This window comes from Rhizobium sp. BR 249 (assembly GCF_047445895.1).
Classification (GTDB): domain Bacteria; phylum Pseudomonadota; class Alphaproteobacteria; order Rhizobiales; family Rhizobiaceae; genus Rhizobium.
The window spans coordinates 14986-40021 of the sequence record NZ_JARWKX010000005.1; the positions used below are offsets into that span (position 1 = coordinate 14986).

Genomic DNA, 25036 nt, shown 5'->3' on the forward strand with positions numbered 1-25036 from the left:
CATCATCCAGACCGGCTGTGCCGGTTTGGCTTCAAAATCCCATTTCCGGCGCGTAGAAGCAGCGCGGGGTGTTCTCGTTGGGGAACAGACAGAGGTGGTAATCGCCGTCGCCGGACTGCATCGCCTTCGTCATCGGCAGCAGAAAGACGTGAGCATGCGTGACAAGCCGGTGGTCGCCCGGCAGCAGCGTCACACGATATCCATTTGGCGTCACCGCCACGCTTTTCGACGGAATCATCTGGCAATCGCCATTATGACTGTCGCCGTTGCAACAATAGGGGTCATAACTCCACCCCGAAGGTGCGTCGTGAGCCATCGCCAACGATGCGTATGCCATCATCACACACGTCAGAATGCTGCGCATGGGCATCTCTCCGTCGATGAATGCGCCGCCGATATCTAACGGTTCTTATTATTTCATTCCGGCGGCCCGCAAACCTAACTGTATCCGCTCATCATAGTTTCAAGATCGGCTAATTTAGCAGATCCAGTATGAAACAGTAATAATGCACGGCTTCTCGGCAGCTTTTAGGCACGGGGCGGCAGATCGGCGGCGCGTTCCGTTGATCATTCCACTGTTCCCTTGGGCTGCCACCGTCGCGAAAACCGACGGGCATGTGCGGTTCTTCAATCTCCTCTTCCCTCCCCGCCAAAATTTCCGCAATGTCACGAGTCGGAGGAAGATAGGGGAACTCGATGTATGAATATGCCATAGCATGGGAATGGCTGGCCTTTGCGGCGCGCTGGTTCCATGTCGTCACCGCGATCGCCTGGATCGGCTCGTCCTTCTATTTCATCGCGCTCGACCTCGGACTGGTGAAACGCCCGCATCTGCCGCCCGGCGCCTATGGCGAGGAATGGCAGGTTCATGGCGGCGGCTTCTATCATATCCAGAAGTATCTGGTGGCGCCGGCTCAGATGCCGGAACATCTGACCTGGTTCAAATATGAGAGCTATTTCACCTGGATCTCCGGCTTCCTGATGCTCTGCATCGTCTATTACGGCGGCGCTGACCTCTTCCTGATCGACCGGCATGTGCTCGATATCAGCCCGTCCGTCGCCATCGCGATCTCGCTGGCGTCGCTCGCCTTCGGCTGGATCGTCTACGACCTCTTCTGCAAATCCCCGCTTGGCCGCAACACCTGGGGACTGATGGCGGTGCTCTATGTCGTGCTCGTCTTCATGGCCTGGGGCTACACGCAGCTTTTCACCGGCCGCGCCGCCTTCCTGCATCTCGGCGCTTTCACCGCGACGATCATGTCGGCCAACGTCTTCATGATCATCATCCCGAACCAGAAGATCGTCGTCGCCGATCTCATCGCCGGGCGTACGCCCGATCCAAAATACGGGCAGATCGCCAAGCAGCGCTCGCTGCACAACAATTACCTGACGCTGCCCGTCATCTTCTTCATGCTGTCGAACCATTATCCGCTGGCCTTCGGCACGGCGTTCAACTGGGTGATCGCGGCACTGGTCTTCCTGATGGGCGTCACCATCCGCCACTGGTTCAACACCACCCATGCACGGAAAGGCCGGCCGACCTGGACCTGGATCGTCACCGTCATCCTCTTCATCCTGATCATGTGGCTTTCGACCGTGCCGAAGCAGCTGACGGGCGAGACGGATGCGGCGGCGGTGGCGCCCGCCTTCCAGCAATTCGCCGGAAATCCGCACTTTCCTGCCGTCAAACAACTGGTCTCGACGCGCTGTTCCATGTGCCATGCCGCCGAGCCCGCCTATGAAGGCGTCGTGCGGCCGCCGAAGGGCGTGATGCTCGAAAACGACGCGGAAATTGCCGCCCATGCCCGAGAAATCTATATACAGGCAGGCCGCAGCCATGCCATGCCGCCCGGCAACGTGACTGATATTACACCGGACGAACGCAGGCTGCTCGTCGCCTGGTTCGAAAGCGCAGTGGAAGGCAAGAAACAATGACGACGACACTTCTCCGCGGCCGCCTCCTCTCTTTCCATCGCGCACCGCTGAGTCTTGCCGACAGCCAGAGTTATCTCTACGAGGAGGATGGCGGCCTTTTGATCGAGGACGGGCTGATCGCCGCGGTCGGCCCCTATGCCGACGTCAAGGCGAAAGCCGCCGAAGGCACGGCCGAGATTGACCACCGCCCGCATCTGATCATGCCCGGCTTCATCGACATGCACCTGCATTTTCCGCAGATGCAGGTGATCGCCTCCTATGCCGCCAACCTGCTCGAATGGCTGAACACCTACACTTTCCCCGAGGAATGCCGCTTCGTCGAAAGCGCGCATGCTGAAAGGATCGCCACGCACTTTTACGACGAACTGATCCGCCACGGCACGACGACGGCGGTCGCCTACTGCTCCGTGCACAAGACCTCGGCCGACGCCTTCTTCGCCGAGGCGATGAAGCGCAACATGCGCATGGTCGGCGGCAAGGTGATGATGGACCGCAACGCCCCGCAGGGCCTGCTCGACACGCCCGAAATGGGTTATGACGAAACCCGCCAGGTGATAGCGGACTGGCACGGCAAGGGCCGCAACCACGTCGCCATCACCCCGCGCTTCGCCATCACCTCGACGCCGGCGCAGATGGAGGCGACATCGGCGCTTGCCCGCGAGTTTCCCGACCTGCACATCCAGACGCATCTTTCGGAAAACCACGACGAGATCAAATTCACCTGCGAGCTCTATCCCGACGCGATCGACTATACCGACATCTATGCCCGCTACGGCCTGCTCGGGCCGAAAAGCCTCTTCGGCCATGCCATCCATCTCTCCGAGCGCGAAGCCGATGTCATGAGCGAGACCGGCTCCGTCGCCATCCACTGCCCGACCTCGAACCTCTTCCTCGGCTCCGGCCTGTTTCCGCTGAAGGCGCTGGCGCGCCGCGAAAAGCCGGTCCGCATCGGCGTCGCCACGGATATCGGCGGTGGATCCAGCTATTCCATGCTGAAGACCATGGACGAGGCCTACAAGATCCAGCAGCTGCTCGGCGAACGGCTGAACCCGCTGGAAAGCTACTACCTGATGACCCGCGGCAATGCCGAGGCGCTGTCGCTCGCCGACCGGATCGGCACGCTGGACCCCGGCACCGAAGCCGACCTCGTCGTCCTCGATGCAGCAGCGACCCCGGCCATGGCGCTGAAGATGGAAACGGTGAAGACCCTGCCCGAGGAACTCTTCCTGATGCAGACGATGGGCGACGACCGGTCGATCGCGGAGACTTACGTGGCGGGCGTCGCTTTGAAAAAGGCCCTTTAGGCAGACTTGCAAAAATCGATCATTCTTCCCATAGTTCCATGAGGAGAAAAGCTATGGATCTGACCGTTTCATTGCCGGATGAACTGGCGAGCTACATCAAGAGAAAGATCGATTCCGGCGGTTACAGCTCTTCGAGCGACGTCGTGAGCGAAGCCCTGCGGCTGCTTGAAGAGTGCGACGATGCAAAAATTCGCGAGGTCGAACGGCTGCGGGATGCATGGCATGAAGGAATTCAGAGCGGAGATTTCGCTCCTTTGGATATCGATGCTGTAAAGGCCGAAGGGCGCCGGCGGTTTGGCGCATCCAAAGCCTGATCGATGGCCGCAGTTTTTTATTCGAGCCGAGCCCGCTCGGACATGCTGGACATTTGGTTGTGGATCGCCGGCAGCAGCGGCCAGACAATGGCCGATACCATCATCGCCCGTATCGAACAGCGCATTTCCTCTTTGAGCCGGCACCCGCAAATGGGTCCAAAACGACCGGAGATTGCTGAGGACGCCCGGGTGCTGGTGGTCGAAACGTGGCTCGTGCTCTACTCTTTTGATAGCGAAGACGTTCGCATCGTGCGCATCATGGATGGAGCGAGTGACCTGCGCGATATACCTTGGGAAAAGTAACGACTCCATTGTTGTCGACGGGCGCCTTCGAAATTTCTCATAACGTCCTTCCTGATTTATGTTACGCCGGGGTAGCCACGTTCAGATGTGAAGGTCCCATTCATGGCTACTCCGCTCACCATCGCCGATCTGAAAAAACTCGCGCGGCGCCGCGTGCCGAAAATGTTCTTCGACTATGCGGATTCGGGTGCCTGGACGGAATCCACCTATCAGGCGAATGAGAGCGATTTCGGTGAGATCAAGCTGCGCCAGCGCGTGCTGGTGGACATGACCAACCGCACGCTGGAAACGACGATGATCGGCCAGAAAGTGTCCATGCCCGTGGCGCTGGCGCCGACCGGCCTGACCGGTATGCAGCATGCCGACGGCGAGATGCTGGCGGCGCGCGCGGCGGAAGAATTCGGCGTTCCCTTCACGCTCTCGACGATGAGCATCTGCTCGATCGAGGACGTCGCCTCGGTGACGACACGCCCCTTCTGGTTCCAGCTCTACGTGATGAGGGACAAGGATTTCGTCCTCGGGCTGATCAACCGCGCCAAGGCCGCCAGATGCTCGGCGCTGGTGCTGACGGCCGATCTGCAGATCCTCGGCCAGCGCCACAAGGACCTGCGCAACGGCCTGTCGGCGCCGCCGAGATTCACCCCGAAACATCTCTGGCAGATGGCGACCCGGCCCTTCTGGTGCCTGGATATGCTGCAGACCAAGCGCCGCACCTTCGGCAATATCATCGGCCACGCCAAAAATGTCTCCAGTATCACTTCGCTCGCCGCATGGACGCACGCGCAGTTCGACCCCCGGCTCTCCTGGGCCGATGTCGCCTGGATCAAGGAGCAATGGGGCGGACCGCTGATCATCAAGGGCGTGCTCGATCCGGAAGACGCGAGGGCCGCCGCCGACACCGGCGCCGATGCAATCGTCGTCTCCAATCATGGCGGCCGCCAGCTCGACGGCGCCCCCTCCTCGATCAGCATGCTGCCTTCAATCGTCGACGCCGTCGGCGACCGCATCGAAGTCCATCTCGACGGCGGCATCCGCTCCGGCCAGGACGTCTTGAAGGCCGTAGCGCTCGGCGCCAAGGGCACCTATATCGGCCGCCCCTTCCTCTATGGCCTCGGTGCCATGGGCAAGGACGGCGTCACGCTGGCACTCGACATCATCCGCAAGGAGATGGACATCACCATGGCGCTTTGCGGCAAGCGCGACATCAACGACGTAAACGCCTCGATCATATCAGGGCGAGGCTGAGAGAAGTCGGCAGCGGCTGGCCGTCGCTCGCAGTGAACAGAAGGATCGCGAAAATCACGAGACTGATGGCGAGCGCAAAACGCTGCCGCCAGACGATGCGGCGCGATCCGGCAATTCGTCTTTCGAGGCCAGGCGGTGTCCCGTCGGGCTTGCGAAGCTGCATCCGGGACAGCAGGTCGTCGACGGCGGCAAGACCGGCGACCTCCGTCTCATGGCTCGACGCGAGGCGGAACAGCAGCGCATCGAAGAGGAGATGGATCGCCAGCGCAAGGACGATCCCGCAGAAAACCAGCATCAAGAGCCAGCCGAGCGCTGGAGCGAAGCCTCGATATCCCTGGGTGATCGGGCCGATAATCAGCGGCAACAGCGCCGTCAGCCCGCAGACGATTGAATTGCGGCCGAGATTTCGCGCAGCCGCCGAGGCCGTGGCATTCCACTGCGTCATTGCAAGCCCTCCGTCACGGCATGGATGCTTTCCTCGGGCAGATGAACCCGCCGCCCCGCCCGTTCGATCAGCCGCAGCGCTTCGGCCGGAGTTTCGCAGCGCCGACTGATGAGCAGCCAACGCACGATGACGCCGGCGCTGCGCTGGAAACCGAGCGCGCAGCAGACGAGGATCGGTCCCTGGTGGCGCGCAGCCTCGATGAGGTTCGCCGCGGCGAGCGTCTGGATCTTGTCCAGGCCTGTCAGATCAAGGGTCGGAAAACTGCACCAGCGCGTTGATGTCCCGCTCGGGCGCTGAAACTCGCCGGTGAGGTCGATCACCGTGGCAAAACGGTCGGCCTCGTGGCGACGCGGAAAACGGCCGAGATGGACGCCGTCAGCGATCGCCACCGATGACGGCATTTTCCGGGTCCAGAGCCAAACGTTGATGAGAGCGCCGAGCCGGTAGGGTGCCAGCAGCCAGCGGCTGGCAAGTGCCGCCCGGCCATCGAGGCGTTTCTGGAAGATTTGCGGACCGGCGCCGAAATATCCGACTGCGACGATCGCCAGCGCAACGGCCGGCCAGAGCAACAGAAGCGCTGCGGCCGATAGAGGAGTAAAGAGCGCTGCAAGGCCGAGAAATGCGAGGGCGCCGCATAGATAATAGATACCGAGACGGCGCGACTTCGCATCGTCGCTCAAAGCAAAATTCGCAAGAGGCGAACCGGCATCGCGCGGGAAAAGCCAGGCGGCAAACAGGCCGAGCAGCACGCCGGTCGGTATGTCCATGACGTGATGCTGCCACGTCGTCAGCACGGAGGCGCCGATGAGGAAGCACCAGAAATGCCAGAGAAGCCGTATCCTCCCCGGCAGCCGGCCGCGCAGATGGTCCCAGATCACCACCAGCAGCGCGATATGCAGCGACGGCGCCTGGTTGAACGGCTTGTCGAAGCCGCCGAGGACGGCAAACATGAAACCGGGCAGGCCGCTCGTTGCCGGCCGCACGAAGATTGCTTCGAGAGGAAACGCGATAAAGCAGGCAACCGCGATCAACTGGATCGTCAGATAACGCCTCGCGAGCCTATCCACGTCGCGCGGCGTGGTGTTGATGAACAGGCAGAGCCCGTAGAACAGGTTGATCGACCAGTATGGAATGATCGTCCATCCCAAGAACGGAATGGCGCCTTCCCATGCGAAGGCGATGTTCGGCACATGCGCGCGTTGCGACGCCAGCCAGTTGGCGCCGCCATAGGTCAGGTAGAAGAACGGCGCCAGGAAGGCGAGCCAGAGTGCGGCCCGCTTCAGAACCGGCGCTGTCCGGGAAAGAGGAGAACGTGCCTGCTCCAACGGCTTTGCCCTCAAACTCTCTCCGCCAGCGAGACGGTGAAAATGCCCCACTGGTCGATGCGCTGTTCGATCTTGCGGAAACCGGCCGCGGCGACGAGTTGGTCCATTTCTTCTTGCGTCCGCCGCCGCATCACCCATGCCTGGCCGCCACGGTGGGAAGTGAGCGCGCGGGCAATCATCTCCAATTGCGGATGCCATGGCTGGTTGGTGTAGACGAGCAGACCACCGGGCTGCATCGCGCGGGCGATCCCATCGAGCGAAGCGGCGATCATCGCATTGTCGGAAAAGAGTTCATACAGGCCGGAGACGATCGCCAGATCCGGAGCCGGCGTGATCGCAGCCAGCCCCTCGCCGTCAAAGGCATCCTGCTGACGGAAGCTCACGAAATCACCCAGTCCACGCGCGGCGATGCTGTTGCGGCCGGCCTCGACATTGATCGGGGAATAATCCTGCAGCCGCGCGCTATCGGGACGCACGGCAGCCGTTTCGATAGCATCGAGGACATAACGGCCTTGCCCGGCCGCGATGTCGAGCATATGGGTGCTGCGGCCGGCCGCCTTCAGGCGCTGAAGCCCGTGGTCGATCAGTTCCTGCAAGTGCAGCTTGCGCTGCCTGATGCCGCGCCAGCCGATCGCCTCGAGGAACACCTTGTCGATCAACCGCCCACCGGGACCGAGCCCCCGCGGCTCGTTCTCATAGACGTAATCGAGCGTCGAGCCGGAATCGAAACCGGTCTTGACGCCGGTCTTTATGCCTTCGGACACCAGCGCGCCGAGCCTGATGTTGAGACGGCTGAGCGCCCAGTAGATGCCGCGCGGGGATGCGGCGTCCAGAGGACTTGCGAGGCGGTCGGCCTCGTCCTTGGTATAGCCCTGGACATGTGCGGTGAGAAGGTCGGCACGCGCCCGGGGTTCGGCGAAACGCGCTTCGACGAAACGGCGAATCTCGGCGAGCGCAATCGCCCGGTCCCTTTCGCCAAGCGTGTCGTGGTAGAAGCCGGCGAGCACATGCCGTTCCTTGATGCGGCTGCCGAGATTTTCGTAGAACCGGTGCTGCGGCGCATGCCGCACCACCCAGTCGCTGCCGGAGATCAGCAACTGGGTCGGAACGGTGATGGCGCGGGCGTCGCTGACGACGCGGGCTGCCGCCTCATAGAGCTGCAACAGAATGTTGGAGGCGATCGGCCTAGATATCAATGGGTCGGCTTCAAAGGAGGCGATGCGCTCGGGATCATGCGTCAGAAACCTCGCCTTGACATAGGAATTGACGAAGAACGTTCCCTTGAGCTTTTCCCAGAGCGCAATGCCTTCCCTGGCAAACGGCACGTAGAGCTTGACGCTGAAGGCCGGTGAGGCCAGCACGAGCGCACGGATCGGCGGCGCATAGTCGTGCACCCAGGTGCTGGCAAGAACCGCGCCGACGCTCTGCGCAATGACGGCGATGTCTTCGACCGCAGTACCGCTTGTCTCGCTGACATGGCGGACGAAGCAATCGAGATCACGCGCCGAGGCGGCAAAGGATGGCGAATAGCCGCGCTCTCCCGGCGAACGCCCGTGGCCGCGCGCGTCCCAGGCGTAGAAGGCAAAATCATCGAGGCCGAGTTCGGCGGGGAGATGGGCGACGCGGCCGCTGTGCTCATGGCCGCGATGGAGAAGAATGATCGCGCCCTTGGCTGCAGCGCCGGTCGCAGGCCAGGTCCGATAAAACAGCCGAGTGCCGTCATGCGAGACAAATTCGGATTCACGCACTGGTCTGGCCGTCGAGGACGGTTGCACGCTATCGGCAGTTTGCAGCACGGTCTTCTCCAATTCTGATCGATGGATGAGTTGCAACCATTGGCGGCAACAGTGATTTGCTTTTATTGCAAAAGTCTAGCTGCAAATGTAAGTCCTTGAGAAGACCGACATGGAGTGGGACTTTCCTCATAAGTACGACGATCCGCACGTCCGAGCCGATAGACTATTACCATGCCACGAAACTCCACTGAGGTAGCATGTCCGTTTACCAATTGAAGTCCCGATTTCAGGATATTCTCCGCCCTCTGGTGCGTTCCCTGGCGGCGCGAGGGGTTACCGCCAATCAGGTGACTTCGGTTGCTGCCGCCGTCTCGGTTGCACTTGGGCTTTTTCTGAGCGTCGCCCCGCTGCCGCATTGGTTTTTCTTGGTGCCCGTATGGTTTCTCCTGCGCATGGGCCTCAATGCCATTGACGGCATGCTCGCGCGCGAACATGGGCAGAAGAGCATTTTAGGCGCCTATCTCAACGAGATCAGTGACGTCATATCGGATGCCGCCCTTTATTTGCCGTTTGCGTTCATCGATCCGAACGATCTGATGCCGGTCATGGCCGTCATATTCCTCTCGGCGCTGACGGAATTTGCCGGCGTCCTGGGTCAAACGGTCGGTGCAAGCCGGCGTTACGACGGGCCGCTGGGCAAGAGCGACCGTGCGGTGCTGTTCGGCGCGCTCGGCATCTTTATCGCCGTTGGCGGTACGTTTGCAGCTTGGACCTCGTGGCTTTGGGCCGTGGTGGCTCTGCTTCTCGTATGGACCACCGTCAACCGTATCCGCGCCGGTATTCGTGAGGCGCAAACGGCCGCCGGATAGGAAGCGGAGCCGATCGGCCGCCGGTTCTTCCATCAGCAATGTATTCCGGAAACTATGTCGAACGCCGTTTCTTTCGAGTTGCTTGGCAAGCGCTCCTTCCAGGCCTCTCTCCTTTACAACCAGGTTGTATTTTTAGCGCCACCTCTTGAAAGCACAAAAGCGGTGCTTTATGTTTTATACTATGGCGAACATAGGTAAGACATCTCACCCATCGCTGCTGCGCTACACGCTGGCGCCGGATGATCAGGCCCGGCAGGCGCTTGACGACACCATTGCCGCCTATCGCAGGATGATCGACATCCTCACTGAGATCATCGACGACAAGGCGGGCGCCAATCTCGTCGTCCTGCATGAGCTTGCCTATGAAACCGTTCGCGAACAGACGGGCCTGCCGGCGCGGCTGGTCACGCTCGGCCTTCGCGATTTCGCCGCCAATCGCGGCGTGATCGCCGATCCGCCGCAGCTGCCGCTCGATGACAAGCTCTTCGCCATCAAAGGCCCCTCGGACCTGACGATCGCCACAGTGCAGGGACGCGTTGCCGTGCCCTTCGACGTCGCCGGTTATTCCCGGGGATGGGAGAGCATTTTTCCGGCCTATCTCGTTGCCGGCCACAATCATTACGAGATTCACATCGGCGTCACGCCGAATTCCGCTCGGATGGAGGAAAACATGACGAATGAAGGCATTCTTTCACGCATGGGTCGCCTGATCGCGGGCATCGCGAATGCGGCGGTCGACAAGGCGGAAGGCGTCAACAAGATCGCCGTCATCGAACAGGCGATCCGCGAGATCGACGCGGCGGCGGACGAGGCCCGCACCGATATCGGCAAGGCGCGCGCCGAGGAATACCGCATCCAGAGCCGCAGGGACGAAATCGTCGAGGACATGAACGCGCTCGACGAAAAGATCCGCCTCGCCGTCTCCTCCGGGCGCGACGACCTGGCAAAGGCCGGCGTCGCCCGCCAGATCGATCTCGAATCCCAGATCGCCGCGCTCGACAAGGCGCTGGCCGATGCCAAAGAGCAGGTGGACGAGGGCCAGAAAGCCCTGCAGGCCGTGCTTGCAACGCGCCGCGAGGCCGACGCCCGCCTTGCCGATTTCAAGCGCAGCATCGCCCAGCATCCCGAACAGGCGGCAGCCGGCCACGCCAGGCCCACGCCGGGCGCCGGTGCGGCCCGCGCCGCCGCGGCGGTCTCGCGGCTGACCGGCGTTCCATCAGACGAGCATATCAACAGTTCCGAACTGGACGAGCTCGACCGGCTGCACCGCGAACAGGCGATCGAGGCGCGCCTCGCGCGCTTCAAGGCGGATAACCGGTAACGCCGATGGCACTTCTCTTCGCCCCCGAATGTGCTCCCTTCGCCATCGCCGCCGCCGTGCTCGCAGGCCTGACCGCAATCGAAATGCTTGCGACCGTCATGGGTTTTTCGATCATGGAATTTCTGGGAAAACCGGATTTCCATGGCCATGACGGCCTCTCGGGCTACTTGTCCTGGCTCAATGTCGGCGGCGTTCCCCTGCTCATCCTCATCATGCTGGCGCTCGGCTTCTTCGCCATGACCGGCTTTGCCATACAGGCCGTCGCCAACGCCTTCTGGGCGCCGCTTCCCGCCATTGTCGCCGCCATTCCCGCCATCCTGGTCACGGTTCCCATGGTCAGGGCGTCGAGCCGGACCGTGGCGCGGATCGTGCCGCACGACGAGACCTATGCCGTCGATCTCGACGCGCTGATCGGCCGGACCGCCGAAGTGTCGCTCGGCCCGCTCGACCAGGGACTGCCCGGACGCGTCCGCGTCAAGGACCAGCATGGAAACTGGCACGTGCTGAGAGCCAAGGCTGCCAGGGACCAGGGCCCTCTCAAGGTCGGCACCGAGGTTCTCCTCGTCGATCGCAAGGCAGATGTATTTATCGCCATTCCCGCGCTGGCGGATCCCGCCGCAGCGGACAATCAATCTTTCAGGGAGCAGCCATGATGTATGACATTATTCTACCGGCCGGCATCGGCATCGTTCTGATCTTCGGCATCGGCTTTGTCCTCGCCTCTCTCTATACGCGCTCCAGCCGCGACGAGGCCTATGTGCGCACCGGCCTCGGCGGCCAGAAGGTCGTGCTCGACGGCGGTTCCGTCGTCCTGCCGATTTTTCACTCAACCGCCAGGGTGAACCTGAAAACCCTGCGGCTCGAGGTTCGCCGCGGCGAGGGCGATGCGCTGATCACTAAGGACCGTATGCGCGTCGACATCGGCGCCGAGTTCTACGTGCGCGTCAAACCCGATGCCTCGTCGATTGCCCTTGCCGCCCAGACGCTCGGCAACCGCACCAATGACGCCGAGGCGCTTCGCATTCTGATCGAGGCGAAATTCGTCGACGGCCTCCGCTCGGTGGCGGCGACCATGAACCTCGACGCGCTGCAGGAACAGCGCATGGATTTCGTCAAGGCCGTGCAAGAAGCCGTCGGCGCCGACCTCCAGTCCAACGGTCTCGAGCTCGAATCCGTGTCGCTCACCCGCCTCGACCAGACCGACATCAAGCATTTCAACGCCAACAACTTCTTCGACGCCCAGGGTCTTGCGGCGCTGACCCGCATCACCGAGGGCCGCAAGAAGGAGCGAAACGAAATCGTCCGCGACACCGAAGTCGCCATCGCCCAGAAGGATCTGGAAGCCCGCCAGCAGTCGCTGGCGATCGAGCGGACGAAGCGCGAAGCCGAGCTCAACCAGGAACGCGACATCGCCAACAAATCCGCCGCGACGCGCGCCGAAACCGCGCAGCAGGAACAGGCGGCCAAACGCGCCGAGGAGGAAGCCCGCATCGCCTCCGAACAGGCGATCGCCGAGCGAGAGGCAGCCGCCAAGCAGGCCCGCGAAAGCGCCAACATCGATGCCGCCCGCGCCGTCCAGCAGCGCGATACCGAAGCCAAGCGCGACCTCCAGATCGTCGCCCAGGAAAGCGCCATCGCCGTCGCCAACAAGAGCCGCGAAGAATCCGAGGCGAAGGCGACTGCCGAAATGGCCCGCGCCCGCGCGATCGCGGCAGAGGAAAAGGTCGGCACCGCCAAGGCCATCGAAATTGCCGAGCGCGAAAAGCAGATCGCCGTGATCGATGCGCGCAAGACCGCCGAAACCGAAGCCACCGCCGTCACCGTCGGCGCGGAGGCCGAGAAGCAGGCTGCGATCGACCAGGCGGAAGCCATCAAGACGCTTGCGACCGCCGAAGCGGATGCGGCGATCATCAAGGCCAAGGGCATCCTCGAAACCGGCAGGGCTCAGGCTGAAAGCGAGGCGCTTCTCAACGAAGCCCGCAACAAGCTCAGCCAGACCATCATCGAGTTCGAGATCACCCGCGAGCGTATCCGCATCATTCCCGAGGCGCTCGCCGAGGCGGTCAAGCCGATCGAGAAGATCTCCGACATCAGGATCTTCGACACCGGCGGCATGCTCGGCCGCGGAAACGGCGCGAACGGAGAAGGCGGCATCGGCATGGGCGAAGGGCTGGCCGGCCAGTTGCTCGCCTACCAGGCCAACAAGCCGATCCTCGACAAGCTGTTGCAGGAAGCGGGCTTCGACGGCGACAACGCCATTTCGGCCCTCCTTGGAAATCTCGATGGCGCAAAGCCGGCAAAGCCGGCCGCCCCTCCGGCAAGGCCCGCAATCCCGGCCACGGCTCCGGCAAAGCCGGCAGCACCAGCCGCAGCCCCGGCAACGCCGATCGCCCCTCAGGCGCCGAAGAAGGAATAGTCCGGCGCAGGCAGGTCCGAGTTAGCGCACCCAGCCTGTCGCCAGCGCGCTCGCCCAGTCGGCACGGCCCCTTTCGGCGGCCAGTGCCGACATCGCCATATGGTCATAGGCAACGGTTCGGAACTGCCATGTCCATCCCGCCGCCGTCTTTTCCAGGATGGCATAGCTCGCCAGCGGATGGCCGGCTTCGACCTTGTGATAGTAGGGCAGGACATCGTCATAGGCGGGGCAGCCGACGCTGCCGGGATTGACGATCAGGCGGCCGTCGGAAAGGCGGACGGCGCGCGGCACATGGCTGTGGCCGCAGAGGATCAGCGGCAGGTCGATGCCTTCGGCAAGCGCCTCGATCGCTTCGATCGGCTTCAGGAAGACATGCCCTTCCGGCGACACGGATTCCAGCCAGTAGAGATTGTCGTCCTTCGGCGTCGCGTGGCAGAGATAGGCCTCGCCGCAATAGACGCTATCGAACGGCAGGCTGCGCAGCCAATCGAGATGGGACGGCGTCAGTTGCCGGTAAGCGACGGCATCCGAAGCATGCATCAAGGCCGGGTCCTGCTCGATGAGATAGCGGTCGTGATTGCCGCGCACCGAGGTCAGGCCGAGCGGCATCAGCATGTCGGCCGTCCGGCCGGCCTCCAGCGGGCCGCTGAAGAAATCGCCGAGATTGACGATCTCCTCGATGCCCTGCGCCCGAATATCCGCAAGCACCGCCTCAAGCGCCAGATGGTTGCCGTGAATGTCGGCGATCGCGGCAAACCTCATTCAGCTTCCTCTATAAGTGGAATAGCCATAGGGCGAAAGCAGCAAGGGCACGTGGTAATGCGCCGTGACATCGGCGACGCCGAAACGGATCGGCACGAGGTCGAGGAAGGCCGGATGCGGCAGCGGCGTGCCGATGCACCTGAGATAATCGCCGGCGTGAAAGACCAGTTCATAGGTCCCGACGTGGAAATTTTCACCGGCGAGGATGGGGCCGCCATCGACCCGGCCGTCGGCATTGGTCTCGACCGTCGTCAGATGCCTGCGCATTTCGCCGTCGATCCGGAAAAGGTCGATCCTCAGCCCTTCGGCCGGCTTGCCGAGAGCGGTGTCGAGAACATGTGTGGTCAGTCCGCTCATAGGGTTGGCTCTCTGATGATGAAGGGGGTCTCGAAGAAGAATTCCTCCAGATTATTGCCCGGCCCGTCGCGGTCGACGACCAGGAAATCCGAGGGTTCGCCGAGCGCCATCAGCGGATGATGCCAGACGTTGCGGCGGTAGTTCACGCCCTGATCCCCGTGCGCCAGAAACACTTGCGGCCGGCCGGGACGTCCGTTCTCGTCCTCGGAGACGACGACGAGGAAAGGGCGGCCCGAAACCGGCGAGAAACTCTGGCTGCCGAAGGGATGGCGCTCCATCATGTCGACCGCGTAGGGAAAGCTGCGCGGCTGGCCACGGAAGAGATTGATGATGACGCGCGCGCCCTCACCCGTCGCTTCGGCTGCGGCGAGCGCATGGAAGCGCTCCGTCGTGCCGCCATTGATGAACCGCATCGAGGCCGGATCGGCCTCGATCACTTCGCCGAAGGGAGCGAAGGCGGAGCGGGTGAGCGGGCGGATGTCGAGAAATTCGGACATGGCTTCACTCACCCTGGGCGTGCCAATTGCGGATGGCATCGATCGCGGAAAGAAGCTCCGGCAGCGTGCGATAGGTCGCCTCCCACATGTCGACGGGATCGAGGTCGAAGACGTCTTCGAGAATACGATTGCCCGTGCCGCAGATTTTCGTCCACGGCAGGTCGGGGTGCTCGGTCGCAAATTCCGGATGCGTCACCAGCAGGCGGGAGGCCGCGGCGCCGATGGTGAAGTGGCAGAAGGCCACCGCCTTGAAGGTGAGCTTGTCCCCGGCGAAGGCCGCCCCATCCATTCCGCCGACGAAAGACAGCGCTTCGGACGCCGCCTCATACATCTCATTGAGATAGTCGATCGCGCGCCGCTCTTTCATTCGGCCTCCGGCAGCATCGATGTCAGGCGCAGCAGCGCGATCCGCTCGACCTGGGCAGCCGCGGTCGCCAATTCCTCATCCCGGCCATTGCCGATCCGCGCCTCGAAGGCCGCGAGGATATCGCCCTTATCCAGTCCCTTGACGGCGATGATGAAGGGAAAGCCGAATTTTTCGACATAGGCCGAATTAAGTTCGGTGAAGCGGGCATGTTCGGCCGGGCTCAGGCGGTCGAGGCCGGCGCCGGCCTGCTCCTTGCGGCTGTCCTCGGTGAGCTCGCCTGATATGGCGAGGCGCCCGGCAAGATCGGGATGGGCGCAGAGCACACCGAGCCGCTCCTCGCCGCTCGCCGCGCGGAAGATAGCGGCAAGGGCCGCATGCACGCCCGATGCCGTCAACGGCTCCTTCACGCCGCCGGCGTCATAGGCCCGCTCGGCGATGAAAGGCGAATGCTCGAAGACGCCGCCGAAGCGGGAAACGAAATCCTGGCGCGACTGCATCAGAGCGCATCCGGCTGATGGTGCTTGTGCCAGTGCTCCGCGATCTCGATGCGGCGCGGAATCCAGACCTTGTCGTGCTTCTGTACATATTCGATGAAGCGTTTCAGCGCGGCAGCGCGGCCGGGGCGCCCGACCAGGCGGCAATGCAGGCCGATCGACATCATCTTCGGGCTGCCATCCTTGCCTTCCTCATAGAGAGTGTCGAATGCATCCTTGAGATAGGTAAAGAACTGGTCGCCGGAGTTGAAGCCCTGCGGCGTCGCGAAGCGCATGTCGTTGGTTTCGAGCGTGTAGGGGATGATCAGGAAGGGTTTCCCGTCGACGCCCTTCACCCAGTAAGGCAGGTCGTCGGCGTAGGAATCGGAGGAATAGAGGAAACCGCCCTCTTCCTGCACCAGCCGCAGCGTATTGTCTGATGGTTTGCCCTGGTACATGCCGTAGGGCCGCTCACCGGTGAGTTCGGTGTGCAGGCGCACGGCTTCGAGAATATGCTTGCGCTCCAGATCCTCGGGAAAATCCTTGTATTCCAGCCAGCGGTAGCCGTGGCTGGCGATCTCCCAGCCGGCTTCCTTCATCGCGGCGACGGCCTCGGGATTGCGGGCCATGGCCAGCGTCACGCCATAGACGGTCGCCTGCACCTTGAGACCGGTGAACAGCCGCCACAGCCGCCAGAAACCGGCGCGCGAACCATATTCGTAGATCGATTCCATGTTGAGGTTGCGCTGCCCCGGCCATGCGGCCGCGCCGACGATTTCCGACAGCAGGTTTTCGGAGGCCGTGTCGCCTTCGAGGATGCAGCTTTCGCCGCCCTCTTCATAATTGATGACAAACTGCACGGCGATGCGTGCCTCGCCCGGCCATTTCGGATCGGGCGTCTGACGCCCGTAGCCGACGAGATTGCGCGGATAGGTCTCGGATACCATTAAATCACCTTCTGAAAAGACGAGGAACGGTATCATCCGCAGCCGGAATGTCGAGACGGAAACTGCGCGACGGATTTTTCCCGTTATGGAACAAATCCTTAGCGCGTCCGTATGCTCAGGCGATCTTGCGCGCGCTGACCTTGCCCATCGGGTGAAGCGAGTGAACCCGGAACGGGCCGCCCGTGCCCTCTTCGATCATCAGCGCCACATTGGAGATCAGCACCGGTTCGCCGAGCGCAGGCCCGAAGATCGTCCGCAGCGCCGGCTCGATCCGCGGCATGTCCACGACATTGACCGGCCCCGTCACCGGCATATGAAAGCGGAATTCCTCCATCACATAAGGGTTGCCCCAGCGGTGGAGATTGGCGAACTGCGCGGCCGAGAGATCGTCCGGGTCGCTCCGCTCGATCTCGGCCTCGCTCAGCGGCGCGCGGAAACGGTCGAATTCCTGCACGATCGCCGAGGCGAGATACTGGATCTGCTCGCAGGGAGTGTTTGGCAGCAGGCTGTAGAAATTGCCGAGCCGGGCGATTTCGAGACGCGGCAGCCGGAAAGGAAGCATGGTTCCGGAGAAGCGCATCAGATCGCGCAAGAGTTGCGACTCCGACATGTCGGGAGACAGGTGGAACGGCGCTTTCAAAACACCGTGAAAACCATAGCGCCGCGGCACGGCCGTATGAAAGGCGATTTCGTGAATGCCGAGGCCGCGAACGGCCGGCGGCTCTACCATCTCGCCTGAAAACACGTTTCGGCCAAGCCAATTGGCGGCCACGAGCGACAGCGGGTCGCTCGCCGGGGGCGTGAAGCAAATGGCATAGCGCATGCAATTTCCTCCATCAAGGAAGTGAGCGCCGGTGACTTCAGGCGCTGCCGATGCGCAAGCAGATAGGTGATTTGCATGACAGAATAACGAAACGAAGTTGCATCCAGTTCACGTTTAACGTGAAGCGACGGCGATATGACTTGAGATGTCAAAGCTTTCCGGCAGCGAAAATCCACAATCTGTATCGCCTGCGATACAGATCGCCGCCTCCGCCAGCCGGTGGGCGAGCCCGAAGCTGACCTTGAAGCCGCCGGTCAGTGCGATCAGGCGGGGATGGTCGGGATGGCGGCCGATCATCGGATCGCGGTCGATCGCCTTCGGCCGAAGCCCCGCCCAGCGCTCGACGACGGGCGCATCGCGAAGCGCCGGCACGATCGCCCGCGCCGCCGCGATCAGCGCGTCGAGCTGGGCATCGGTCGAGAAGGGATCTTCGAAACGGTTCTCGCTGGTGCTGCCGATCGCCGCATGCCCGCCCTCATGCGCGACGACATAGAGCCCATCGAGAAAGATCGTCGGCAGCGCCGGGTCGACATCCGCCTTCAACAGCGCCGCCTGCCCTTTGACCGGCTGGCCGAGCGGCTGCTTCAAGCCTGGCGTCAGCCCATCGAGCAGAGGAAAGGACTGGTGGCCGGCGGCCAGGATGCAGCGGCCGAAAGTGATGGTTTCGCCGCCCGTCTCGGCCGTACCGCGATCCGGATCGAGATCGGCGATAACAGCATGTTCCTTGATGCGCACATGTTTTGCCCGCCGCAGGAAGGCGATCAGTGCCGCGATCAAAGAGCGCGGCGCGACGCGGGCAGCTAGCGTGTCATACACGAAACCGCTCTCGCCGGCGGAGGCCTCGACCCAACCTTCCGTCGGCGGCCTGTCGAGCACGTGCCAGTGGAAGCGGCGCTCGCCTGCCCTCCAATGGCGTTCGGCATCCTCGGAGTGGCCGCGCGCGATGCGGTTGAGATGCGGTTTCGGCAGCGGGATCAGCCGTCCGGACCTGCTGTAACCGGCCGAAAGCCCGGTTGCTGCTTCAAGCGCCGTGATTTCGGTTTCGATCGAGACCAGCGCGTCGAACTGAAACTGCTTCTTCTGCGACCACCGGTCCGGCATATGCGGCATCAGCGCACCGAGCAGCCCGCCGCTCGCCCCTGCCCCCAGGCTGCCGGCATCGGCGAGGATGGTGCTGATGCCCCGGCGTTCGGCATGGACGGCCGCCCAGAGCCCCATGATGCCGCCGCCGACGATGAGCAAATCGCAAGAAGATTGACCGGACGCCGGCTGAGGACTATCGGCTTTTTCCATGACAGAGGTGAACCCAGATCAGATTGGCGCGGGCGCGCCGCAGCCGCTCGAATGGCGCGACGGCGATATGCCTTATTCCACCGCCTTTGGCGATCATTTTTATTGCCAGACCGATGGCCGGCTGGAATGCGGCCATGTCTTCCTCGCCGGCAACGGCCTGCCGGAGCGCTGGAACGGGCGGCAGGAATTCGTGATCGGCGAGCTCGGCTTCGGCACCGGCCTGAACTTCGCCGAGACCTGGCGGCAATGGAAGCTTCACCGTGAACACGGCCAGCACCTGCATTTCATCTCCTTCGAACTCCACCCGATGCGCGGCGAAGAGATCGGCCGGGCGCTGTCGCACTGGCCGGAAATCGATGCGGAACGCGAGGCGCTGACGGCGGCCTGGCCGCAAACGCCTGCCGGCATCGTCTCGCTCGACCTCGATGCCCAGACGCGGCTCAGCGTCGTCTGCGGCGCGGCACTCGACGGCGTCGCCGCGGCAAAGCCCGGCTTTGACGCCTGGTATCTCGATGGCTTCGCGCCCTCGCGCAACGGCGACATGTGGTCGGAAGAGCTGATGCGCGAGGTCGCCGAAAAGACCGCCGCCGACGGCACCTTCGCAACCTACGCCGCAGCCGGCTTCGTGCGCCGCAACCTCATCGCCGCCGGCTTTGCCGTCGAACGCCGCAAAGGCTTCGCCGGCAAGCGCGAAATGCTTTGCGGTGTCAAGGCGTCCTGCGAATAAGGCTTGTTGCTTCAATCACCAATATTGCCAACCGCTATCGCTTCGCGCGATAATTTCCGAAAAGGAGCGGATATGGCGAACAGCAAGAATCCTGAATGGCAACCTGAAAGCCATGTGGACGAATGCGTGAAATCGAAGCGGAAAGACCGGCCGATAGCGCTCGATCTGGCAATTGCTCAGGGGATCGCCGATGCCGAAGCAGGCCGCCTCAAGCCCATTGGGGATGTCGCCATTCGCCTTACGGCCAAATACGACGGCCGTTCGTGATCGTCCTGTTTTCCCACAAAGATCAGTAACTCGTGCGCTCCGGCTGCAACTCGTCCTTGCCGAGCCATTGCCGGATCTTCTCCTCCAGCAGTTCGGGGCTGATCGGCTTCGACATGTAATCGTCCATGCCGGCGTCGAGGCAGGCCTCGCGGTCGCTTTCGAGCGCATGGGCGGTGACGCCGATGATCGGCACCCGATGGCCCTGCCCCTTTTCCCTTTCGCGGATCGTCCGGGTCGCTTCGTGGCCGTTCATGACGGGCATCGAGACGTCCATCATGATGATGCGCGGCGTGTGGCCCTCCCAGGCGGCGACCGCCTCCTGGCCGTTGTTGACGACCAGGAAGGAAAGCCCCGTTCCCTGCAGGATCTGGGTAAAGACGATCTGGTTGACCTCGTTGTCTTCGGCAACCAGCACGTCGACGAATTCGGCCGCCCGCTTCTGCGGCTCAGGGGCTGGCGCAGGCACCGGCGCCGGCACGGCCGCTTCCGCCTGCAGCCGGGCGATCTCGGCTTCCGAAGCCTGCTTGACGCGCCGGGCGCGCACCACTTCGACCACGGTATTGCGCAGCACGTTGGCGCGCGCCGGCTTCATCAGATGCGCATGGCCGTTCAGCGCCGCGAATTCCTTTTCCGTGCCCGAAATATCCATCGAGGTGAGGAAAATGATCGGCAGCTCGACGAAGCGGGGATCGGCGCGCAGCCGGCGGGCGACATCGGCGCCGTTCATATCGGGCATGTGGTAGTCGAGCACGACGGCATCGACGGTAACGCCGAGATTGGCCGCCGCTTCCAGGATCGCGAGACCCGTGCCGCCGCCCTCGGCGGCCACGCCGTCGAAGCCCCAGAGCGAAAGCTGCTCGGTGAGGATGCGGCGGTTCACCTCATTGTCGTCGACGACGAGGATGCGCGCGCCCTGCACGTTGATCGGCAGCGGCTTCGGCTCGAGGCGGGCAGCCGCCACCGCAAAGGGCAGATTGACCGTGAAGACCGAGCCCTTGCCCCATTCGCTCTCGACATTGATATAGCCGCCGAAGAGGTCGACGAGGCCGGCGGTGATCGCAAGGCCGAGCCCGGTTCCTTCATGCCGCCGGGTCGAGGAGGCGTCGACCTGCGAAAATTTGTCGAAGACCGATTCGAGCTTTTCCCTCGGAATGCCGATCCCCGTGTCCTCGATGCGGATCGTCGCCAGGATCTCGCCGCCGGCGGCCGGCTGGAAGCCGACATCGACGAAAACATGGCCGCGCTCGGTGAACTTGACGGCGTTGCCGACGAGATTGGTGACGATCTGGCGGAAACGCCCGGCGTCTCCGATCACCGCGGCCGGCAGGTCGGGTGCAGCCCGCACCAAAAGCTCGATATTCTTCTCGGCGGCATGCGAGGAGAGGAGCGTCGCCACATCCTCCACCGCTTCGATGATGTCGAAGGCGGCTCTGCGCAGTTTCATTTGCCCGGCATCGATCTTCGAGAAGTCGAGGATGTCGTTGATAATGGTCAGCAGCGCATTGCCCGACTTGACGATGATGTCGATGAAGGTCTTCTGGCGCGTGTCGAGATTGGTCTTGGCAAGCAGTTCCGCCATCCCGAGCACGCCGTTCATCGGCGTGCGGATCTCGTGGCTCATATTGGCGAGGAATTCGGATTTGGCGCGGTCGGCGGCTTCGGCGCGCGACAGGAGTTCGCGCAGTTCCTCCTCGCGGCTCTTGAGGTCGGTGACGTCGGTGAACAGCGCCACCCAATGCTGTCCCCGGCTGACGGTCGCATCCATGTTCACCCAGCGCTCGCCGCCGACATGGAAGACGGTGGAAATCGGCTGCCTGGCGGCGATATTGGCGCGCCACTCCTGCAGGATCTCATCCGCCGCATCGTGGAAATCGCCGCGCGCCGCGCAGAATTCGAACATGCCGAGCCAGCCCTGGCCGGCCTCGATATAGTGCGGCGGGATCTGCAGGATATCGGCCATCGCCTCGTTGGACATCTTGATGATGCCGTCCTGGACGATCGCAAGCCCCTGCGACATGGCGTGCGTCGCATCGCGCATCATCTCGCCGAGCCGCTCGAGGGCGGCGCGCGTCTCGTGGATTTCCTTTTCACGCTCGCGCACTGCCGAGATATCGGCATAGGTCAGCAGGATGCGGTCGTTGGAGATGCGGCGGCTGTCGAAGATCACGGATTTGGCGCCCGCCCAGCCGAGTTCGATCGGCTCCGGCTCTTCGGCCTCGAACAGGTGCTTGCGGAAGGCGTAGATCTCTTCCGGCGTCTGTGTTCCGTCGTAGCGGCCGAGCTCGTAGTTGCGGCGGATGACGTCGATGAAGGGTCGGCCGTCGAAAGGATCGTCGAGCGGCAGTTCCCAGATGCTGTAGAATGCGTCGTTGACGTAGAGAATCCGGTGGTCGTTATCGAGGATCAGCACGCCGACCGGCAGCGAACGCAGGATGCTCTCGATATCCCGATGCAGCACTTCTTCCTGCTTGCGCGACGCGATCAGCGCCTTCTCGCGCTCCTTGAGCGGCGAAATATCGGAAAAGGAGCCGACGACATAGGTTCGCCCATCCGCCGTCATGACGCGGCTGACGCGAGAGATGACGGGATAGACATGGCCGCTGCTGCTCGGCATCCAGCTCTCGAGCTCCACCGAAATGCCCTCCCTGAGCGCCAGCAGGTTTTCCTGGTAGATCGGCTCAGCACCCTCCGGCCCGAACATTTCGTGTTCGGTCATTCCCAGATACTCCGAGCGGGAGCGGCCGCTGAAGGTCTCATAATATTTGTTGGCATAGACCAGGCGATGCTTGTCGTCGCGGACGAAGACCGCCACCGGCAGGTCCTCCAGGACGGTGCTGAGAACGTCGAGTTCGTTGACGCTCTCTCCCCAGGCCGAGTCGCCGGCGGGCGCAGGGCTCGCACCGTCGCGATAGGCGGCATTGACGACCAGCGGCCGGCCGTCTGCCGCAAAGATGCCGACCGGATGGTCCAGCTTTTCCAGCGCCGCGCGCACCTCAGCGAAATCGGCGGCAATCCCAGGGTCGCCCGCAATCCCGAGATCCTTTGCCGTCCCGGAATCGTTTACAGCCCGAGCGCTGCCGACGATCTCCCTATTGGCAGCGGCGCGGCGCTCGCGGGCTTCAAAGATGCCGAGCACATAGATCCGCTCCGGCGACGGCGAGAAGCTTTCGATCTGGATTCGCTCGTGGCCAAGGCCCGCGGCATCGAAGCAGATGGCGTTTTCTTCGGTGCCGAACACCAGCGCGCGGCGTTCCTTATCCTCGCGATCCTCTTCCTCGGGGCGGTCGAAGAGCTCGCGGCTGCGTCTGCCGATGAAATCGGAAATCTCCCGGCCCAGGAAATCGGCATAGGCCTCGTTGACGGCGACATAGCGCAACTCGCTGTTCTTGACATAGGCCGGGGTGTCCAGATCGGCGATCCGGCGGCAAGCCAATTCCAGAATGTCCCCGGCTGATTTCAAGAAATCGTCGCTCCCGCAATGAATGAAATATCAACTACAAAGACTATAACGCCAAGGCTTTTAACAAGGTTTTAACCATAAATTTCGAGGGCGGAATTTTACACGCCGGATTATCGGGCTGAAGAGGCCGCATTTTCTGCGCGAAACCCGAAGCATGCCATCATCGCCGGCAAATCCGGCCGGCCGCGATCCGTTTTACTCTGGGCAGCCGTTGAAATCATGACCAAAATTTAATCCGGAGTGCCCTTGTGCGGCCATCGCTCCGCCGCGATCCGGGCGGAGTCTGGGGGTGGCTTTATAGAAGCCAGTCCAAATCAAGGAAGATACCATGTCCGTTCTTCATAAGACCATGGCGACGGGCCTGATCGCGCTGACCTTTGCCGGCGCCTCGCTCGCCACTGCCACCACTGCCGATGCCCGTCCGCGCGACGCCTTCTGGGGCGGCCTTGCCGCCGGCGTCGTCGGCGGAGCCCTGCTGTCGGAAGCCGCCCGCCCCGCCTACCCGGTTTATCCGGCCTACCCCGTCTATCGTCCCTATCCCGTCTACGGAACCTATTACCGGCCGTCCTATTGCCATATCGAATGGCGGCACGACCGCTGGGGCGAGCCCTACCGCGTCAAAGTCTGCCCTGAATAGAAAACCCGAATGCGGCGCCGCTTGACCTCCCGGCGGCGCCGGTCCAATCCTCCTCCACTCAGGGAGGACCAATGCCGGAACCGCTCAAGAACCTGCTGCACGAGGCGCTGGTCGGCGACATGGCCGATCGTATCGCCGCAAATGCGCCTTCCTTCGATAGAGAGCACTTCGTAAGCCTCGCGACCGGCGGCCTTGCAGCCCTGGAACTGATGGAACGTTCGGCGCTGATCCGCGATGCGCTGTTTGCCACCCTTCCCGGCGATTTCCCCGAAGCGGCCGCCATCCTGAAGGCGAGCCTGCCTGCAGCGGGCAGACCTGGACTGTCCGGCTGGATGCTGCTGCCGGTCAACCAGTTCATCGCCGCACGCGGCCTTGATCATTTCGATCTCGGCCTTGATCTCCTCAAGGCGCTGACGCCGCATTTCACCGCCGAGTTCGGCATCCGGCAATTCATCCATCGCGACCAGCAGCGCGCGCTCGCCATCATTTCCGGCTGGGCCGGCGATCCCGACCATCATGTGCGCCGGCTGGCGAGCGAGGGGACGCGGCCGCGCCTGCCCTGGGCCATGCGCCTGCCGCAGCTCGTGAAAGACCCTGGCCCGATCCTGCCCATCCTGACCGCGCTGATGGATGACCCGGAGGATTACGTGCGCCGCTCCGTCGCCAACAGCCTGAACGACATCGCCAAGGATCACCCGGATCTGGTCGCCGCCTTCATCGCCGGCCACATCGAGGGCGCATCAGCCGAGCGGCGCCGGCTGCTGAAACATGCCTCTCGCACGCTGCTCAAGAAAGGCCATGCGCAGGCGCTTGCCAATTTCGGTTTCGGCGCGGCTGCCGCGCTGACATGCGAGCTGCACCTTCTGAACGGCGAGGTGATGTTCGGCGAAGGGCTGGATTTCGAAATCCGCCTGACCAATTCAGGCGAAACCGACCACTCGCTGATGATCGACTACGCCATTCACCACATGAAGGCCGACGGCTCGCTCTCGCCCAAGGTCTTCAAATGCAAGACGATCACGCTCGCCCCCGGCCAAAGCCACGCGATCGGGCGCCGCCACGCCATGCGGCCGATCACGACACGGCGCTATTATCCCGGTGAACACCGCATCGCCATCCTCGTCAACGGCGCCGAAAGCGCATCGGAAAGCTTTGTCCTGAGAATGCCGTCGTAGGATCCGGGTTAACGCTTTTTGTGCACTGCACTTGACTT

Annotated in this window: 26 protein-coding genes; 13 read left to right on the forward strand and 13 right to left on the reverse strand. The window is 62.8% G+C overall.

Features of this window, described 5'->3' with window-relative positions; genetic code table 11:
• Positions 1 to 31: 31 nt before the first annotated feature.
• Positions 32 to 364 (reverse strand): hypothetical protein, encoded by a 333-nt coding sequence (locus tag QD408_RS06440; protein WP_088684634.1) that lies wholly within the window; start codon positions 362 to 364, stop codon positions 32 to 34.
• A 332-nt stretch (positions 365 to 696) separates the two neighbouring features.
• On the opposite strand from QD408_RS06440, the gene QD408_RS06445 reads away from it, so the two are divergent.
• From QD408_RS06445 to QD408_RS06465, 5 genes are all read left to right on the forward strand, one after another.
• On the forward strand, positions 697 to 1935 hold the full coding sequence (locus tag QD408_RS06445) for a urate hydroxylase PuuD (protein WP_414138723.1): 1239 nt from the start codon (positions 697 to 699) through the stop codon (positions 1933 to 1935).
• Positions 1932 to 3239, forward strand: coding sequence for a guanine deaminase (gene guaD, locus QD408_RS06450; protein WP_414138724.1), 1308 nt, complete (start codon positions 1932 to 1934; stop codon positions 3237 to 3239). Before QD408_RS06445 ends, guaD begins: the two co-directional genes overlap by 4 nt.
• 53 nt (positions 3240 to 3292) lie before the next feature.
• On the forward strand, positions 3293 to 3553 hold the full coding sequence (locus QD408_RS06455) for a type II toxin-antitoxin system ParD family antitoxin (RefSeq protein WP_414138725.1): 261 nt from the start codon (positions 3293 to 3295) through the stop codon (positions 3551 to 3553).
• Between the two features lie 3 nt (positions 3554 to 3556).
• Positions 3557 to 3856 (forward strand): type II toxin-antitoxin system RelE/ParE family toxin, encoded by a 300-nt coding sequence (locus tag QD408_RS06460; RefSeq protein ID WP_414138726.1) that lies wholly within the window; start codon positions 3557 to 3559, stop codon positions 3854 to 3856.
• 102 nt (positions 3857 to 3958) lie between these two features.
• A complete protein-coding gene (locus QD408_RS06465) occupies positions 3959 to 5101 on the forward strand; it encodes an L-lactate dehydrogenase (RefSeq protein ID WP_414138727.1) in 1143 nt (380 codons plus the stop codon).
• Here QD408_RS06465 and QD408_RS06470 read toward each other — a convergent pair.
• Genes QD408_RS06470 through QD408_RS06480 form a run of 3 tightly spaced genes read right to left on the reverse strand, consistent with a single transcriptional unit; the run spans position 5082 to position 8667 of the window.
• A complete protein-coding gene (locus QD408_RS06470) occupies positions 5082 to 5546 on the reverse strand; it encodes a hypothetical protein (protein ID WP_414138728.1) in 465 nt (154 codons plus the stop codon). The two genes, QD408_RS06465 and QD408_RS06470, sit on opposite strands and share 20 nt — an antisense overlap.
• Complete coding sequence (locus QD408_RS06475; protein ID WP_414138729.1) at positions 5543 to 6871, reverse strand: phosphatase PAP2/dual specificity phosphatase family protein; 1329 nt, start codon at positions 6869 to 6871, stop codon at positions 5543 to 5545. The genes QD408_RS06470 and QD408_RS06475 overlap by 4 nt, the downstream gene beginning before the upstream one ends.
• 11 nt (positions 6872 to 6882) lie before the next feature.
• A complete protein-coding gene (locus QD408_RS06480; protein ID WP_414138730.1) occupies positions 6883 to 8667 on the reverse strand; it encodes a bifunctional alpha/beta hydrolase/class I SAM-dependent methyltransferase in 1785 nt (594 codons plus the stop codon).
• A 197-nt stretch (positions 8668 to 8864) separates the two neighbouring features.
• Here QD408_RS06480 and QD408_RS06485 point away from each other — a divergent pair, with 197 nt between their 5' ends.
• From QD408_RS06485 to QD408_RS06500, 4 genes are all read left to right on the forward strand, one after another.
• Complete coding sequence (locus tag QD408_RS06485) at positions 8865 to 9476, forward strand: CDP-alcohol phosphatidyltransferase family protein (RefSeq protein ID WP_414138731.1); 612 nt, start codon at positions 8865 to 8867, stop codon at positions 9474 to 9476.
• A gap of 181 nt (positions 9477 to 9657) precedes the next feature.
• Positions 9658 to 10797 (forward strand): PspA/IM30 family protein, encoded by a 1140-nt coding sequence (locus tag QD408_RS06490; protein ID WP_414138732.1) that lies wholly within the window; start codon positions 9658 to 9660, stop codon positions 10795 to 10797.
• A gap of 5 nt (positions 10798 to 10802) precedes the next feature.
• Positions 10803 to 11450 carry an OB-fold-containig protein gene (locus QD408_RS06495; protein ID WP_088684645.1) on the forward strand — a complete coding sequence of 216 codons (648 nt, stop codon included), beginning with the start codon at positions 10803 to 10805 and terminating at the stop codon, positions 11448 to 11450.
• The gene (locus QD408_RS06500) at positions 11447 to 13213 is read left to right on the forward strand and encodes a flotillin family protein (RefSeq protein ID WP_088684646.1); all 1767 of its coding nucleotides are present in this window, start codon (positions 11447 to 11449) and stop codon (positions 13211 to 13213) included. Before QD408_RS06495 ends, QD408_RS06500 begins: the two co-directional genes overlap by 4 nt.
• Before the next feature lie 21 nt (positions 13214 to 13234).
• On the opposite strand, the gene QD408_RS06505 is transcribed toward QD408_RS06500, so the two are convergent.
• The 8 genes from QD408_RS06505 to QD408_RS06540 all read right to left on the reverse strand — a co-directional run bounded on the left by QD408_RS06505 (position 13235) and on the right by QD408_RS06540 (position 18732).
• Positions 13235 to 13975 (reverse strand): metallophosphoesterase family protein, encoded by a 741-nt coding sequence (locus QD408_RS06505; protein ID WP_414138733.1) that lies wholly within the window; start codon positions 13973 to 13975, stop codon positions 13235 to 13237.
• On the reverse strand, positions 13976 to 14332 hold the full coding sequence (uraH, locus tag QD408_RS06510) for a hydroxyisourate hydrolase (protein WP_088684648.1): 357 nt from the start codon (positions 14330 to 14332) through the stop codon (positions 13976 to 13978).
• Positions 14329 to 14829: an ureidoglycolate lyase gene (locus QD408_RS06515; protein ID WP_414138734.1), complete on the reverse strand. Its 501-nt coding sequence runs from the start codon at positions 14827 to 14829 to the stop codon at positions 14329 to 14331. Before QD408_RS06515 ends, uraH begins: the two co-directional genes overlap by 4 nt.
• Before the next feature lie 4 nt (positions 14830 to 14833).
• Complete coding sequence (locus tag QD408_RS06520) at positions 14834 to 15196, reverse strand: DUF86 domain-containing protein (protein WP_088684650.1); 363 nt, start codon at positions 15194 to 15196, stop codon at positions 14834 to 14836.
• Complete coding sequence (gene uraD / locus QD408_RS06525; protein WP_414138735.1) at positions 15193 to 15693, reverse strand: 2-oxo-4-hydroxy-4-carboxy-5-ureidoimidazoline decarboxylase; 501 nt, start codon at positions 15691 to 15693, stop codon at positions 15193 to 15195. Before uraD ends, QD408_RS06520 begins: the two co-directional genes overlap by 4 nt.
• Complete coding sequence (gene puuE / locus QD408_RS06530; protein ID WP_414138736.1) at positions 15693 to 16616, reverse strand: allantoinase PuuE; 924 nt, start codon at positions 16614 to 16616, stop codon at positions 15693 to 15695. Before puuE ends, uraD begins: the two co-directional genes overlap by 1 nt.
• Positions 16617 to 16731: 115 nt before the next feature.
• Complete coding sequence (locus tag QD408_RS06535; protein WP_414138737.1) at positions 16732 to 17439, reverse strand: DUF1045 domain-containing protein; 708 nt, start codon at positions 17437 to 17439, stop codon at positions 16732 to 16734.
• A gap of 114 nt (positions 17440 to 17553) precedes the next feature.
• Positions 17554 to 18732 carry an NAD(P)/FAD-dependent oxidoreductase gene (locus QD408_RS06540; RefSeq protein ID WP_414138738.1) on the reverse strand — a complete coding sequence of 393 codons (1179 nt, stop codon included), beginning with the start codon at positions 18730 to 18732 and terminating at the stop codon, positions 17554 to 17556.
• Between QD408_RS06540 and mnmD the strand changes: the two genes are divergently transcribed.
• Positions 18731 to 19459, forward strand: a complete 729-nt coding sequence (gene mnmD, locus QD408_RS06545; RefSeq protein WP_414138739.1) for a tRNA (5-methylaminomethyl-2-thiouridine)(34)-methyltransferase MnmD — start codon at positions 18731 to 18733, stop codon at positions 19457 to 19459. The genes QD408_RS06540 and mnmD overlap by 2 nt on opposite strands.
• A gap of 72 nt (positions 19460 to 19531) precedes the next feature.
• Entirely contained in the window at positions 19532 to 19726 is a 195-nt protein-coding gene (locus tag QD408_RS06550) for a type II toxin-antitoxin system ParD family antitoxin (protein WP_414138740.1), read from the forward strand.
• Positions 19727 to 19748: 22 nt separating this feature from the next.
• On the opposite strand, the gene QD408_RS06555 is transcribed toward QD408_RS06550, so the two are convergent.
• Positions 19749 to 23186, reverse strand: a complete 3438-nt coding sequence (locus QD408_RS06555) for a response regulator (RefSeq protein WP_414138741.1) — start codon at positions 23184 to 23186, stop codon at positions 19749 to 19751.
• 328 nt (positions 23187 to 23514) lie between these two features.
• On the opposite strand from QD408_RS06555, the gene QD408_RS06560 reads away from it, so the two are divergent.
• Entirely contained in the window at positions 23515 to 23823 is a 309-nt protein-coding gene (locus QD408_RS06560) for a hypothetical protein (protein WP_414138742.1), read from the forward strand.
• A gap of 71 nt (positions 23824 to 23894) precedes the next feature.
• Positions 23895 to 24998 carry a DNA alkylation repair protein gene (locus QD408_RS06565; protein ID WP_414138743.1) on the forward strand — a complete coding sequence of 368 codons (1104 nt, stop codon included), beginning with the start codon at positions 23895 to 23897 and terminating at the stop codon, positions 24996 to 24998.
• Positions 24999 to 25036 lie beyond the last annotated feature (38 nt).